This is a genomic window from Mesorhizobium sp. DxT (assembly GCF_058448885.1).
On record NZ_JBZFLJ010000001.1, the window covers coordinates 345,710 to 360,885 of the forward strand.

The 15,176-nt window shown below is 64.1% G+C and carries 10 protein-coding genes; 3 read left to right on the plus strand and 7 right to left on the minus strand.

Annotated elements, in window-relative coordinates; genetic code table 11:
• Window positions 1–114: 114 nt before the first annotated feature.
• The 5 genes from ACVJNE_RS01655 to ACVJNE_RS01675 all read right to left on the minus strand — a co-directional run bounded on the left by ACVJNE_RS01655 (window position 115) and on the right by ACVJNE_RS01675 (window position 9,220).
• The gene (locus ACVJNE_RS01655) at window positions 115–1,743 is read right to left on the minus strand and encodes an alpha-D-glucose phosphate-specific phosphoglucomutase (RefSeq protein WP_499562390.1); all 1,629 of its coding nucleotides are present in this window, start codon (window positions 1,741–1,743) and stop codon (window positions 115–117) included.
• Between the two features lie 16 nt (window positions 1,744–1,759).
• A complete protein-coding gene (gene glgA, locus ACVJNE_RS01660) occupies window positions 1,760–3,196 on the minus strand; it encodes a glycogen synthase GlgA (RefSeq protein ID WP_499562392.1) in 1,437 nt (478 codons plus the stop codon).
• Window positions 3,197–3,199: 3 nt separating this feature from the next.
• On the minus strand, window positions 3,200–4,462 hold the full coding sequence (gene glgC / locus ACVJNE_RS01665; protein WP_499562394.1) for a glucose-1-phosphate adenylyltransferase: 1,263 nt from the start codon (window positions 4,460–4,462) through the stop codon (window positions 3,200–3,202).
• Window positions 4,463–4,483: 21 nt separating this feature from the next.
• Complete coding sequence (gene glgB / locus ACVJNE_RS01670; protein WP_499562396.1) at window positions 4,484–6,658, minus strand: 1,4-alpha-glucan branching protein GlgB; 2,175 nt, start codon at window positions 6,656–6,658, stop codon at window positions 4,484–4,486.
• A 93-nt stretch (window positions 6,659–6,751) separates the two neighbouring features.
• Window positions 6,752–9,220 (minus strand): glycogen/starch/alpha-glucan phosphorylase, encoded by a 2,469-nt coding sequence (locus ACVJNE_RS01675; RefSeq protein ID WP_499562398.1) that lies wholly within the window; start codon window positions 9,218–9,220, stop codon window positions 6,752–6,754.
• A 145-nt stretch (window positions 9,221–9,365) separates the two neighbouring features.
• Between ACVJNE_RS01675 and ACVJNE_RS01680 the strand changes: the two genes are divergently transcribed.
• Genes ACVJNE_RS01680 through ACVJNE_RS01690 form a run of 3 tightly spaced genes read left to right on the plus strand, consistent with a single transcriptional unit; the run spans window position 9,366 to window position 11,834 of the window.
• On the plus strand, window positions 9,366–10,289 hold the full coding sequence (locus ACVJNE_RS01680) for a carbohydrate kinase family protein (RefSeq protein WP_499562400.1): 924 nt from the start codon (window positions 9,366–9,368) through the stop codon (window positions 10,287–10,289).
• A gap of 34 nt (window positions 10,290–10,323) precedes the next feature.
• Window positions 10,324–10,872: a gluconokinase gene (locus ACVJNE_RS01685; protein ID WP_499562402.1), complete on the plus strand. Its 549-nt coding sequence runs from the start codon at window positions 10,324–10,326 to the stop codon at window positions 10,870–10,872.
• A 47-nt stretch (window positions 10,873–10,919) separates the two neighbouring features.
• Window positions 10,920–11,834: an SMP-30/gluconolactonase/LRE family protein gene (locus tag ACVJNE_RS01690; protein WP_499562404.1), complete on the plus strand. Its 915-nt coding sequence runs from the start codon at window positions 10,920–10,922 to the stop codon at window positions 11,832–11,834.
• Here the strand turns inward: ACVJNE_RS01690 and ACVJNE_RS01695 are convergent.
• Window positions 11,831–12,739 (minus strand): cation diffusion facilitator family transporter, encoded by a 909-nt coding sequence (locus ACVJNE_RS01695; RefSeq protein WP_499562405.1) that lies wholly within the window; start codon window positions 12,737–12,739, stop codon window positions 11,831–11,833. The two genes, ACVJNE_RS01690 and ACVJNE_RS01695, sit on opposite strands and share 4 nt — an antisense overlap.
• 55 nt (window positions 12,740–12,794) lie before the next feature.
• On the minus strand, window positions 12,795–14,984 hold the full coding sequence (locus tag ACVJNE_RS01700; RefSeq protein ID WP_499562407.1) for an anthranilate synthase: 2,190 nt from the start codon (window positions 14,982–14,984) through the stop codon (window positions 12,795–12,797).
• Window positions 14,985–15,176 lie beyond the last annotated feature (192 nt).

Below are 15,176 nucleotides of genomic sequence, written 5' to 3' on the forward strand. Positions count from 1 at the left end.
GACGCCGAATTGAAGACGCAGAGCGAAAGATTGCTGCCAGCACTCTACGTTGCCCCCCTCTGTCCTGCCGGACATCTCCCCCACAAGGGGGGAGATCAGCCTGCATCGACCGCATCACGTAATCACGCTCGGCGCCGACCGGCCGGTATGCTTCGTGATGCCGGCGATCTCGTCGGCCGCCGCGATCAGGTCGGCAAGCGCTTCCTGCGTCTCGATGTCGTGCCTGTCTGCGTCCGGCTCGTAGCGCTCGATATAGACGCGCAGCGTCGCGCCCGACGTGCCAGTGCCGGAGAGGCGGAAGACGACGCGCGAGCCGCCGGCAAACAGCACCCGAACGCCCTGCTTTTCGCTCACCGACCCGTCGACCGGATCGTGATAGGCGAAATCGTCGGCGGCCTCGACCGTGAGCCCGGCGACCTTGCGGCCGGGCAGGTTCGGCAGCGCCGCGCGCAGGGCATTCATCAGCCGGTTCGCGGCATCTGTTTCGACGCCCTCGTAATCATGCCGCGAATAGTAGTTTCGGCCGAAAGTCTTCCAGTGACCGCGCACGATCTCGGCGACACTCTCCTTGCGCACGGCGAGGATGTTCAGCCAGAGCAGGACGGCCCAAAGCCCATCCTTCTCCCGCACATGGTCCGAGCCGGTGCCCGCGCTCTCCTCGCCGCAGATCGTGGCGAGCCCCGCATCGAGCAGATTGCCGAAGAATTTCCAGCCCGTCGGCGTTTCATAGATGCCGATGCCCAGCTTCTCGGCCACCCTGTCGGCCGCCGCACTAGTCGGCATCGACCGCGCGATGCCCTTCAGCCCGTCGCTGTAGCCCGGCGCCAGATGGGCGTTTGCGGCAAGCATCGCGAGCGAGTCTGAAGGCGTGACGAACATGCCTCGGCCGATCACCAGGTTGCGGTCGCCATCGCCATCCGAAGCGGCGCCGAAATCGGGCGCGTCGTCCGACATCATCAGGTCGAAGAGCTCGCGCGCATGAACGAGGTTCGGGTCGGGATGGTGGCCGCCGAAATCCGGCAGCGGCACGGCATTGCGTGCCGTTCCCGGTGCCGCGCCTAACCGACGCTCGAGAATCTCCACCGCATAAGGCCCGGTCACGGCGTGCATAGCGTCGAACACCATCCGGAAACCGGACGCGAACATCGCCCTAATCGCGTCGAAGTCGAACAGGCTTTCCATCAGCTCGGCATAGTCGGCTACCGGGTCGACGACCTCGACAGTCATGTCGCCGGCCGAAAAGCTGCCCACCGTGTCGAGATCGATGTCAGGCACATCCGCGATCGCGTAACGGTCGATCTCGCGACTGCGGGCATAGATCGCTTCGGTAACCTTTTCCGGCGCGGGGCCGCCATTGCCGACATTGTACTTGATGCCGAAATCCTCGTTCGGCCCGCCCGGATTGTGGCTGGCCGAAAGCACGATGCCACCAAAGGCTTCGTTCTTGCGGATGAGATGGGATGCGGCCGGTGTCGACAAAATGCCGCCGCGCCCGACGATCACCCGGCCGAAGCCGTTGGCCGAGGCCATCTTGATCGCGATCTGGATCGCCTCGCGGTTGAAGTAGCGGCCATCGCCGCCGATCACCAGCGTCTCGCCGCGATAGCCCGCCACCGAATCGAAGATCGACTGGATGAAGTTCTCGACATAGTTCTTCTGCTGGAAGACCGGCACCTTCTTGCGCAGCCCGGACGTGCCCGGTTTCTGGTCGTCATAAGGCGTGGTCTCGACGATCGAGATCATATGCAAAATTCCTCTGTCATGCGGCCAGCGAGCGGAACAGCGCGACATAATCCCGCGCGCTCGCCTGCCAGGATACGTCCGCCTTCATGCCCTGCTTCTGCATTGCTGTCCAAGCCCCGCGATCGGCGAAAACGCCGCACAGGCGTTGCACCGCACCGACAAGCGCGTCTCCCGATCCGGGGGCGAACTGGAAGCCGGTTGCAACACCCGCGGAAAGTGCCGCGTGGTTGGCGTCGATCACCGTGTCGGCAAGCCCCCCGGTGCGCGCCACCACCGGCACGCAGCCGTAGCGCAGCCCGTAAAGCTGTGTCAGCCCGCACGGCTCGAACCGCGACGGGATCAGGATCGCATCTGCGCCGCCCTGCAGGAGGTGCGACAGCCCCTCGTCATAGCCGACCACCACGCCGATGCGCCCGCGATGGCGTGCAGCCCCTGCCAGCAGCGCGCCCTCGAGCCCCTGGTCGCCGGAGCCCAGCACCGCGAGCCGCACACCGAGGCCGGCGACCGCGTCGAGCTCGGCTGCGAGAATATCCATGCCCTTCTGCCACGTCAGGCGGCTGACGACGCACAGAAGCGGGCTTGCATCGGGATCGAGGCCAAAACGATGCTCCACTGCGCGCCGGTTCTTGCCCCGCGCCTTGAGCGATTTCTCCGAAAAGGTCTCCGCCAGATGTGGGTCGGTCTGCGGGTCCCATTGTCCCGTGTCGATGCCGTTCAGGATGCCGTGCAGATGTCCGGCCCTCAGATTTATCAGCCCGTCGAGCCCCATGCCGAATTCGGGCGTACGGATTTCCTGCGCATAGGTCGGGCTGACGGTCGTGATCGCCTGCGCCGCCTGCAAGCCGGCCTTGAGGAAGCCGACGCCGCCGAAATATTCCACGCCGTCGAGCGCCATCGCCTGTGGCGGCAGGCCGAGCTCGGGGAAGATCGAGGCGGGAAACTGCCCCTGAAAGGCCAGGTTGTGCACCGTCATCACCGAGGGCGGAGATGGCCGCTCGTCATAGCGCAGATAGGCCAGCGTCAACGCCGCCTGCCAGTCATGCGCATGAACGATGTCGGGCCGGAGGTCTCCGACCGCCCCGCTCGCAATATCGGCCGCAGCGCGCGCGAACGCGGCAAAGCGGCGCCAATTGTCCGGCCAGTCGACACCGCTGCCATCGCCGTAGGCTCCACCCGGCCGGTCGAACAGATGCGGCGCTTCGAGCACGATCAGGTCGAGCCCGTCGAGCGTGCCGGCGACAATCCGCGCCTTGCCGCCGAAGAGGTCGGCATAGCTGTGCAGCGCCTTCGTCTTCTTCGGCAGCCGCGCAAGTACCGAAGGATAGCCGGGCAGCATCGTCCGCACCGAGACGCCTAGTTCTGCCAACGCCCCCGGCAACGCGCCGGTCACGTCGGCCAGCCCGCCCGTCTTGATGAGCGGAAACACCTCGGATGCGACGGAGAGGATTTTCATGCTTCAGTCGTTCAGTCGGTCGATCATCTTCTGCGTGATCAGGCATACGCCCTTTTCCGTGCGCCTGAAACGCTTCGCGTCGAGCTTTGGATCCTCGCCCACCACCAGCCCCTCGGGAATCTTCACGCCACGGTCGATCACCACGCGGGAAAGCTGCGCGTTGCGGCCGACATGGCAATTGGGCAGCACCACCGCTTCGTCGAGCGAGGAGAACGAGTTCACCCGTGCGCCGGTGAAGATCAGGCTGCGCCGCAGCGCAGCGCCCGAGATGATGCAGTCGCCCGCCACAAGCGAGGAGATGGCAGAGCCGCGCCGCCCTTCCTCGTCGTGGACGAACTTCGCCGGCGGCTTGATCTCGGCATAGGTCCAGATCGGCCAGTCCCGGTCGTAGATGTCGAGTTCGGGCGTGATGTCGGTCAGGTCGATATTGGCTTCCCAATAGGCGTCCACCGTGCCGACGTCGCGCCAGTAGGCTTCGCGTTCGAAGCTGGAGCGCACGCAGGAAGTGGCGAAGCGATGGGCCACGGCCTTCCCGTTCTTGACGATGTAGGGGATGATGTCCTTGCCGAAATCGCGGCTGGAGTCCTTCAGTTCCGCGTCGCGGCGAAGCTGGTCCATCAGGAAAGCGGTGCGGAACACGTAGATACCCATCGAGGCGAGCGCGAAGTCCGGCTTGTCGGGAATGCCGGGCGGATCCGCGGGTTTTTCGACGAAGGCGATGACGCGGTCCTTCTCGTCGACATGCATCACGCCGAAGCCGGTCGCCTCCATGCGCGGCACTTCCAGACAGCCGATGGTGACGTCGGCACCCTGGTCGACGTGCTGACGCAGCATCAGCTCGTAATCCATCTTGTAGATGTGGTCGCCGGCCAGGATGACCATGTATTCGACGCCGTAATCCTCGATGATGTCGGCGTTCTGGAAGACCGCATCGGCGGTGCCCTCGTACCACTGCGTTTCAGAGACGCGCTGGCTTGCCGGCAATATGTCGAAGCTCTCGTTACGCTCAGGCCGGAAGAAGTTCCAGCCGCGCTGCAGGTGCCGGATCAACGAATGCGCCTTGTACTGGGTCGCCACGCCGATGCGCCGAATGCCGGAATTGAGCGCGTTGGAGAGGGCGAAATCGATGATGCGCGTCTTGCCGCCGAAATAGACCGCCGGCTTGGCGCGCACGTCGGTGAGTTCGGCGAGCCGGCTCCCTCTTCCACCAGCGAGCACATAGGCCATCGCGTCGCGGGCCAGCGGCTGTGGTCGTTTCTGTTCCATCGTTCCCTCTCCTCCCGACCTTTACGGTTCGTATTCAAGCATGATCGTCGCCAGCGGCGGCAAGGTCATCCGTGCGACGATACCGCCCCCATCCTCCGCAACCGCCTCGACCGCGCCGCCATTGCCCTGCCCGCTGCCGCCATAGTCGCCAGCATCGGTGTTGACGATCTCACGCCATGTTCCGGCGTTCGGCAACGGCACGCGATAGTCCTGGCGGGCGACCGGGGTGAAATTGGAGATGACCGCCACCGGCGGCGCATCGGGCGCCATGCGCAGCCAGGCGAAAACCGAGTTCTGCGCATCGTCGGCGATCAGCCAGCGAAAGCCTTCCGGCTCGCAGTCGCGCGCATGCAGCGCCGGCGTTTCGCGATAGGCGTGGTTGAGATCCCGCAGCAGGCGCCGCACACCCTCATGTGCCGGCGCTTCCAGCAGATCCCAGTCGAGCGCGCGCGCCTCGCTCCATTCGCGGCGCTGGGCGAATTCCTGCCCCATGAACAGGAGTTTCTTACCGGGATAGCCCCACATGAAGGCGAAATAGGCGCGCAGGGTCGCGAATTGCTGCCAGTCGTCGCCCGCCATCTTCGACAGCAGCGTGCCTTTCCTATGCACGACCTCGTCATGGGAGAGCGGCAGGACGAAATTCTCCGAGAACGCGTAGAGAAGGCCGAAGGTGATGTCGTTGTGATGGTGCTTCCGGTGCACCGGCTCGCGCGCCATATATTGCAGCGTGTCGTGCATGAAGCCCATGTTCCACTTGAAGCCGAAGCCCAGCCCCCCTTCGTGCACGGGATGTGAAACCTTGGGCCATGAGGTGGATTCCTCGGCGATCGTCATGATGCCGGGGTGGGAGCCATAGACGGCCGCGTTCATCTTCTGAAGGAAGTCGACGGCCTCGAGGTTCTCGCGGCCGCCCAGCTCGTTGGGTATCCACTCGCCCGCCTTGCGCGAATAGTCGAGGTAGAGCATCGAGGCGACCGCATCGACCCGCAGCCCGTCGAGATGGTATTTCTCGGCCCAGAACAGGGCGTTGTTGACGAGATAGGCCAGCACCTCGCGCCGGCCGAAATTGTAGATCGCCGTGTTCCAATCGGGGTGGAATCCCTTGCGCGGGTCTGCATGTTCATAGAGCGCCGTGCCGTCGAACATCGCCAGCCCGTGCGCATCGGTCGGGAAATGCGCCGGCACCCAGTCGAGGATCACGCCGATGCCGGCCCTGTGCGCCCCGTCGACGAAGCGCGCGAACCCCTCCGGCTCGCCGAAACGCGCCGTCGGCGCGTAGAGACCAGTCGTCTGGTAGCCCCATGACGGATCGTAGGGATGCTCGGTGATCGGCAGGAACTCGATATGGGTGAACCCCATGTCGACGACATAGGGGATCAGCCTTTCGGCCAGTTCGTCCCAGGTGAGGAAGGACTCGTCGTCGTGGCGCTGCCAGGAGCCGGCATGCACCTCGTAGGTCGAAACCGGCTGCCGGCGCGCATCTGCATCGCGCCAGAAACGGCGATGCGCCGCGTCACCCCAGTCGTGGGCAGGCGAATGGTCGGTTATCGAACCCGTCGCCGGGCGCAGCTCGGCGCGGAACGCAAACGGGTCTGCCTTCAGCGGCACGCGCTTTCCGTCCGGCCCGACGATCTCGTATTTGTAGACACGCCCGGCCTCGATGTCGGGCGCGAACACCTCCCAGATGCCGGTGTCGACACGCCTGCGCATCGCATGCCGCCGCCCGTCCCACTCGTTGAAGTCGCCCACCACCGAGACGCGCTGCGCATTCGGCGCCCATACAGCAAAGTGCACGCCATGCGCGCCCTCATGGTGGATGACATGCGCGCCGAGCTTGTCGAACAGCCGCAGATGCGAGCCTTCGCCGATGTAGTAGTCGTCCATCGGCCCGAGCACCGGCCCGAACGAATATGCGTCGGTCACCCACCACTCGCCGCCGGCATTGCGCGCCAGGTATTTCAGCGGCTTGCGCTTGCGGATCGTCAGCCTGCCTTCAAAGAAGCCCGCATCATGACGGCGCAGGAGTTCGCCTGCCGGTTTGCCGGCGAGCGTGAAGGCGGTGACGCTTTCCGCGTGAGGAATGAAGCAGCGCGCGAGAAGCCCTTTCTCGCCCTCATGCACGCCCAGCACCGCGAAGGGGTTGCCATGGGAGCCGGAAACGACGGCATCGATGTCGCCCTGCGGCGTCAGCGCCATCTTCCCTTCGGGTTCCCTCCTCCCGGATGCTGTCATCTGGACGCGGCCTTCTCCTCCACCGAACTCACAAGCCCCAGCGTTTTCCTCACCCTATCACGCCGGCACGTTCCAAATCTCCTTCGCATATTGCCTTATAGTGCGGTCGGACGAGAACCAGCCGACGCGCGCCGTATTGCGGATCGTCATGCCGTACCAGCGCGGGCTGTCGCGCCAGAGCTCGTCGACGTGGCGCTGCGCGCCCGCATAGGCGTCGAAATCCGCCGCGACCATGAACCAGTCATGATCGTAGAGCACGCCGATGAGATCGCGGTAGCGCTCCGGATCGTCGGGCGAGAATACACCGGACGCGATCGCCTCCAGCGCCTGCCTCAGCTCGGGCGATTTCTCTATGATCGCGCGCGGCTCGTAGCCGCCGGCCCGGCGCTCGGCCACCTCGTCGGCCTTCAGCCCGAAGATCACGATGTTTTCCGCGCCGACGCACTCGCTGATCTCGACATTCGCGCCGTCGAGCGTGCCGATCGTCAGCGCACCGTTGAGCGCGAACTTCATGTTCCCGGTGCCGGAAGCCTCCAGCCCCGCGGTGGAGATCTGCTCGGAAAGGTCAGCCGCCGGGATCATCACCTCGGCGGTCGAGACGTTGTAGTTCGGTACGAACACGACCTTCAGCAGGCCCCGCACCGACGGGTCGCTGTTGATCACGCGCGCGACGTCGTTGGCGAGCTTTATGATCAGCTTGGCATTATGGTAGCTCGGTGCCGCCTTGCCGCCGAAGAATTTTACGCGCGGCAGCCAGTCCTTTTCCGGATGAGAGCGGATCTGGTCGTAAAGCGCCACCGCCTCGATGATGTTGAGAAGCTGGCGCTTGTATTCGTGGATGCGCTTGATCTGGATGTCGAACAGTGCCGACGGATCGAGACGCAGCCCCATCCTGTCACCGATCAGCGAAACCAGCCGTTCCTTGTTGGCGCGCTTCACCGCCGCGAACCGTTCCTGGAAAGCCGCATCGTCGGCGAAGGCGTCCAGGCCCTTGAGCGCATCGATATCGTCCAGGAACCTGTCACCGATAGCCTCGCGGATCAGGTTCGTCAGGCCCGGATTGCATTGCATCAGCCAACGGCGCGGCGTGATGCCGTTTGTCTTGTTGTTGATGCGTTTGGGATAGAGCCGATGGAGATCGGCGAACACCGTCTCCTTCATCAGCTCGGTATGCAGGGCCGAAACACCGTTGACCGAGAATGCGCCGACAAAGGCGAGATTGCCCATGCGCACGCGGCGCTCGCCATCCTCGTGGATCAGCGAGATCGCCCGCACCTGTTCGTCGGAGAACTTGCCGGCCGAGCGCACCCTCAGCAGCACCTCGGCGTTGATCGCATAGATGATCTGCATGTGGCGCGGCAAAAGCCGCTCGAACAGCGGCACCGGCCAGCTTTCCAACGCCTCCGGCAGCAGCGTGTGGTTTGTGTAGGCAAAGGTGCGGTTGGTGATGTCCCACGCCACGTCGAAATCGTGGCCGTGCACGTCCATCAGGAGCCGCATCAACTCGGCAACGGCTATCGCCGGATGCGTATCGTTGAGGTGGATCGCGGCCTTGTCCGGCAGCGATGTCAGGTCGGGATACTGGCTCAGATGGCGGCGAACGATGTCCTGCACCGAAGCCGCCGAGAAGAAATATTCCTGGCGCAGCCGCAGTTCCTGACCCGCCTGATGGCTGTCGGCAGGGTAAAGCACCCGCGTCAGCGCCTCCGCCTTGTTGCTCTCGCGCAGCGCGCCGATATGGTCGCCGGCGTTGAAAGCGTCGAGCAGGATCGGATCGATCGGCATCGCCGACCATAGCCGCAGCGTATTGACGCGCTTGGCCCGCCATCCAACCACCGGTGTATCGACGGCAACCGCGAGAAACCGCTCCGTCGGTTTCCAGACGTGACGCTCCAGCCGGCCGTCCTTGGACGTCACGGAGCTGACTGTACCGCCGAAGCCGATCTCGTAAGCGCCCTCGCGCCGTTCGAACTCCCACGGATTGCCGTGTTCCAGCCACGTTTCCGGCAGCTCAACCTGCCAGCCATCGTGAATTTCCTGCCGAAACAGCCCATGCACATAGCGGATGCCGTAGCCATGCGCGGGTATGTCCACGCTTGCCATCGATTCCATAAAGCAGGCCGCCAGCCGCCCGAGGCCACCATTGCCCAGTGCCGCGTCCGGCTCCAGCCCGGCGATCACATCGATGTCGACGCCATGGATCGCCAGCGCCTCGCGCATCGCGTCCATCTGGCCGAGATTGGAGAAGGCGTCGCGCATCAGCCGGCCGATCAGGAACTCCATGGACAGGTAATAGACCCGCTTGTCGCCCTGCTCGTAGGCGCGTCGGGTCGAGTCGATCCAGCGATCGACCACGCGGTCGCGCACCACCTTGATGGAGGCGGCGAGCCAGTCGTGACGCGTAGCGACCGACGGCTCCTTGCCGACGCGGTATTTCAGGCATTCGATGATTTCCGCCGCCAGCTTGAGCACATCAACCTGTCTCGCGGCGGCGTGATCGGATGCGGAAGTTCTGGTCAATGTCATAATGCCCCCGGCTTGGCGCAATCGCGAAGCGACTGCACGCGAGCGATTATCCAGACTTCCTCCCAGTTTCAAATGCTAGCGGATTGAAGAGCCGCATTCAATCGATTAAAGCAACCCCGTCCGAAGGACGAAGGGGAGGAACTGCATGATCCTGTGTTGTGGCGAAGCGCTGATCGACATGCTTCCGCGCGAGACGTCAGCGGGCGAAGCAGCATTTGCGCCCTATGTCGGCGGCGCCGTGTTCAACACGGCCATCGCTCTCGGCCGCCTCGGCAGGGAAACAGCTTTCTTTTCAGGTATTTCCAAAGACCTCTTCGGCAGACGCCTCAGCCAGGCTCTTGAGGCGAGCAAAGTCGATATGCGCTATGTCCGTTTCTCCGACCGGCCGACCACGCTGGCCTTTGTGCACCTGACAGACGGGCACGCGACATACACGTTCTACGACGAGAACACAGCCGGCCGCATGCTGGAAGAAGCCGACCTTCCGGTGCTCGACGACAATGTCAAGGCACTGCATTTCTCCTGCATCAGCCTGATACCGGAACCCTGCGGATCGACTTACGAGGCACTCATGCGCCGCGAACATCCACACCGCGTCATGATGCTGGATCCCAATATCCGCGCCGGTTTCATCGCCGACAAGGAACGCCATCTGCTGCGCATGCGGCGCATGATAGCCATGGCCGACATCGTCAAGCTGTCCGACGAGGACCTTGCCTGGTTCGGCGAGACCGGCAGCCACGACGAAATCGCCGCGCGCTGGCTGCAGGCGGGCCCCAAGGTGGTCGTCATCACCCGCGGCGGCAAGGGCGCCGTCGGCTATATCGCGGGCGAACGGATCGATGTGCCGGCGCGGCGGGTGACCGTTGCCGATACGGTTGGCGCAGGCGACACGTTCAATGCCGGCATCCTCGCCTCGCTTGACGAAGCAGACTTGCTCGACAAGGAAAGGCTGGCGACGCTCAGCGCTGGCGAGCTGCGCGCCACGCTCGATTTCGCCATATCGGCGGCTGCCGTGACCGTGTCGCGGCCAGGAGCGAACCCGCCTTGGCGGCATGAACTCGCCTGATGCCTGTCGGGCATCACATCGGACGGAGGTGACGATGACGGAGGCAACAGGCAAGCCAGCGGAAACGGGCGGCTTTCCGCCCGTGATCGTGATGGGCGTCGCCGGTTGCGGCAAGACCGAGGTCGGCTCCGCGCTCGCTCGCAAGCTGGGTGCCGAATTCGTCGAGGGTGATGCCTTCCATCCGGCGGAGAACATAGCCCGCATGGCCAGTGGCATTCCGCTCGACGACGAGCACCGGGCCGGCTGGCTCGATACGATCGCCGCCGAGATCGCAGCCCGTACCGCGCGCGGCGCGACGGTGGTCGCCACCTGCTCGGCGCTAAAGCGGCGCTACAGGGACCGGTTGCGCAGCCTTAACCCGAACCTGGTCTTTCTGCATCTGGCGCTCGACCGGCAGGCTTCGTGGGAGCGCGTACAGGGCCGCGGTGGACACTTCATGCCATCGAGCCTTGTGGACAGCCAGTTCGCCGATCTCGAACCACCATCGGCTGACGAGGCGGCTCTGCGCCTCGATGCGCTGCTGCCTGTCGACACTCTGGTCGAACAGGCGGCTGCATTCCTGAGTGGCCGGGCGAGCACATAAACACGTTGACGGCAGATCGCCGGCCACGACGCCGAGGAGGAGAAGACATGTCCGAAAGCCCGTACGAAATCATCGATCCGCGCTTCGCAAAGCTGATCAATGGCACGGCCAAGCTGGAACAGCTCCACACCGGCAGCCGCTGGACCGAGGGGCCGGCATGGTTTGCCGCCGGCCGCTATCTCGTCTGGTCGGACATCCCCAACGATCGCATGCTGCGTTATGACGATGCCGACGGCCATGTCAGCGCCTTCCGCCAGCCCGCCGGCAACACCAACGGTCACACGGTGGACAGGCAGGGCAGGCTGGTTTCCTGCGAGCACAAGGCCCGCCGCATCAGCCGCACCGAGCATGACGGCAGCGTCGTCACGATTGCCGACCGCTGGCAGGGCAAGCGGCTGAACTCGCCCAATGATCTTGTCGTCAAATCCGACGGCTCGATCTGGTTCACGGACCCCACCTACGGCATCGATTCCGACTATGAGGGCGACAGGGCCGACAGCGAAATCGGGGCTTCGCATGTCTACCGCATCGACCCGGCGACCGGCACGGTCGAAGCGGTCGTCACCGACATGATAAAGCCGAACGGCCTCGCTTTCTCGCCCGACGAGACGAAGCTCTACGTGGTCGATACCGGCCGCACCCATGGCGACCATCATCCGGCCCATATGCGCGTCTTCGATGTCGGCGACGATGGGCGTCTCAGCGGCGGATCGGTCTTCGCCGATTGCACCGCGGGCCTGTTCGATGGCTTCCGGCTCGACACGGCCGGCCGCATCTGGACAAGCGCGGCCGACGGCATTCATTGCTACGATCCCGACGGAACCCTGATCGGCAAGGTTCTGGTGCCGGAAATCGTCTCAAACTGCTGTTTCGGTGGCCAAAAGCTCAATCGTCTTTTCATCACCGCCACGACGTCGCTCTACGCCGTCTATTTGAAGGTCAACGGCGCCCGAACCGTCTAGGCGAATGGAACTGCCGGAGTTCCGGGCGGCAGCTTCGCCTCGTCTTCCGGCTCGACATGGATGACGATCCGCACCGACGGAATTTCCGCCTCCAGTGCCTCCTCGATCCGGTCGCAGATCGCATGGCTCTCGCCGACGGTCATGTGAGCGTCGACGACCATATGGAACTCGATGAAGGTCGCGCGGCCGGCGATCCGCGTCTTGAGGTCGTGAACTTCCAGCGCGCCCTTGGAATTGGCCGAGATGATGTCGCGGATACGCACATGCTCCTCGACCGGCACGGCGCGATCCATCAGGCCGTCCAGTGACGAGGTGATGACCTTCCACCCCTGCCAGAGAATGTTGAGCGCAACGACCAGCGCCAGAAGCGGATCGAGAAAATACCAGCCGGTCAGGACGGCCCCGACAAGACCGGCAATGACACCGACCGACGTGACCACATCCGTCATGACGTGATGACCGTCGGCCTCGAGTGCCGGCGACTTATCCTTGCGTCCGACGCGTATCAGCATCAGCGCCCACACGCAGTTGATCGCCGCCGCGACGCCGTTGACCGCAAGGCCTCCCCAGGCCTGCTCCAGCGGCGCCGGATTCTGCCAGCTTCGCCACACCTCGCCCATGATGAGCAGCGCGGCGACGACGATAAGCACGCCCTCCAGAACGGCGGAGAAATATTCGGCCTTGTGGTGCCCATACTGATGGTCGCGATCGGCCGGCTTGTGGCTGACGGAGATCGCCCAGAAGGCCGCGAAACCGGCGATGACGTTGACGATGGATTCCAGCGCGTCCGAATAAAGCGCGACCGACCCGGTCATCCACCAGGCGACGAACTTCAAACCCATCACGCCGAATGCGACGACGATGGACCACGCCGCCAGGCGTCGTATGCGCTGCTTGGCAGTCATGACCGCTCGTGGCGCTTCCGCGCGTGAAGGATCGCAAGCCTCACAACGTCGTTCCTCACGCCGCCTTGACCTTCGCCTTGCGCGGCAGATGCGCGACAACGTTCTCGATCATCCGCATGCCGGCATTCTGGCCGAGCGTCATGATCGATTCGGGGTGAAACTGCACGGCAGCCACCGGCTCGTGCTTGTGCTCGAACGCCATCACCACGCCATCATCGGTCTCCGCCGTGACGATGAACGCATCCGGCAACCGCACCGGGTCGGCGAATATCGAGTGATAGCGACCGACAGTCACTTCCTTGGGCAGGCCGGAAAAGATGACGCCGGGCCTCGAAACCCGGATGCGCGACGGCTTGCCGTGCATGGGCACATGAAGCTGGCGCAGTTCGCCCCCATAGGCCTCCGCCAGCGCCTGCAGGCCGAGGCAGACGCCGAAGATCGGCAGGTCGCGCTTGCGCGCCTTCTCGATAGTGGCCTTGGTATCGAAATCCTTCGGGCTGCCGGGGCCGGGGGAAAGCACGACGAGGTCGGGATTGACCCGGTCGAACACCTCTTCCGGCACCGGGGAGCGCACGGTGGAGACACTCGCGCCGGTCTGGCGGAAATAGTTCGCCAGCGTGTGCACGAACGAGTCCTCATGGTCGACCAGCAGGATCGAGACGCCCTCGCCCACCTTCGCGCCCTCGCGCTCGCTCGCTGCCGCATTGCCGGCCGACGCCTCGCGGATCGCCGTCAGCATCGCGGAAGCCTTCAACTCCGTCTCTGCTTCTTCCTCGGCAGGGTCAGAATCGTAAAGCAGCGTCGCGCCGGCACGGACCTCGGCGATCCCGTCCTTGATCCGGATGGTGCGCAGCGTCAGACCGGTGTTCATGTCGCCGTTGAAATGCACCATGCCGATGGCGCCGCCATACCAGGCGCGCGGGCTCTTCTCATGGTTTTCGATGAAGCGCATCGCCCACAGTTTCGGCGCGCCGGTCACCGTCACTGCCCAAGCATGCGACAGGAATGCGTCGAACGCGTCCATGCCCTCTCGCAGTCGACCTTCGATGTGGTCGACCGTGTGGATCAGGCGCGAATACATCTCGATCTGCCGCCGCCCGATGACACGCACGGAACCCGGTTCGCAAACCCGGCTCTTGTCGTTGCGGTCGACATCGGAACACATGGTCAGTTCGCTCTCGTCCTTCTTCGAGTTCAGCAGCTTGAGGATCTGCTCGGAGTCCGAGATCGCATCGTCGCCGCGGCGGATCGTGCCGGAAATTGGGCAGGTCTCCACGCGCCGGCCGTTGACCCGCACGAACATTTCCGGCGAGGCGCCAATCAGGTATTCGCCGCCACCGAGATTGATGAAGAACGAATAGGGCGACGGATTGATCTTCTTCAGTCGTCGCGTGATCTCCGAAGGCCTGGAATCGCAGCGCTCGAAGAACATCTGCCCCGGCACCACCTCGAAGAGGTCGCCGCGCCGGAAGCTCTCCTTGGCCGTTTCCACCAGCTTCGCATATTCGCCAGGCTCATGGTCGCCGCGCGGCGGGATGCGGCTGCTCGGCCGGAAAGGCTCCTGTTCGTTGTCGCGTGGCAGACCTGCGGTCGAAAACCCCACGCCGGAATAGTCATAGCGGTCGTGCCAGGCTTTCGCCTGGTGGTGATCGACCACAAGAATCTCGTCGGGCAGGTAAAGCACGACGTCGCGCTGGTCGCCGGGACGTTCGAGCTTCTGTTCGACATGGTCGAACTGAAAGGCGATGTCGTAGCCAAAGGCGCCGTAGAGACCGAGATTGCCATCCTCCGGCGAGCGGAAGAGATCGACCAGCGCCCGCAGAACGGTGAACACCGTCGGTGCCTTGCTTCGCTCCTCCTCGGCAAAGACACGGCCGGGCTCGGTCACCTGCAAAGTCATGAGACGCGACGAGACCTCGCCCATCGTCACGGCGGAGAGCGTCTCCACCGCGCGGCGAATTGCCGGCAGCAGCACCTCGCCGCGCGCGTTCAGCGCTTCGATGCGCATCGCACGGCCTTTGGCGCTGATGACGACCGGCGGGTCGATCATCGCCGTATCCCAGCGCGTATAGCGGCCCGGATACTCGTAATTCGAGGAGAATACGCAGCCGCGCCGCGAATCGAGCGCGTCGATATAGGTTTCGATCGCCCCCTCATAAGGTGTGTCGTGGCGTTGCCGCGTCACCGTCACGCCTCCGGCGGTGATGAACCGTTCGGCGCCGTCTTCAAGCAGTTCGACTGTCATTCCCTGTCTCCATCCGTTTCCGCCTGGCGGACCCGGGACGACTGAAAACAAAATGGCCGCCCGGAAATCCGTTGCGGCCATCACATTTCACGCGCACGCGTTCGCCCGGCCGCTTGTCAGCAGGCCCACCACCACAGGGTCTTGATCGAACGAACCGTCATGGCGAAATCCTTAGCGGCGAACGCCCGCCTG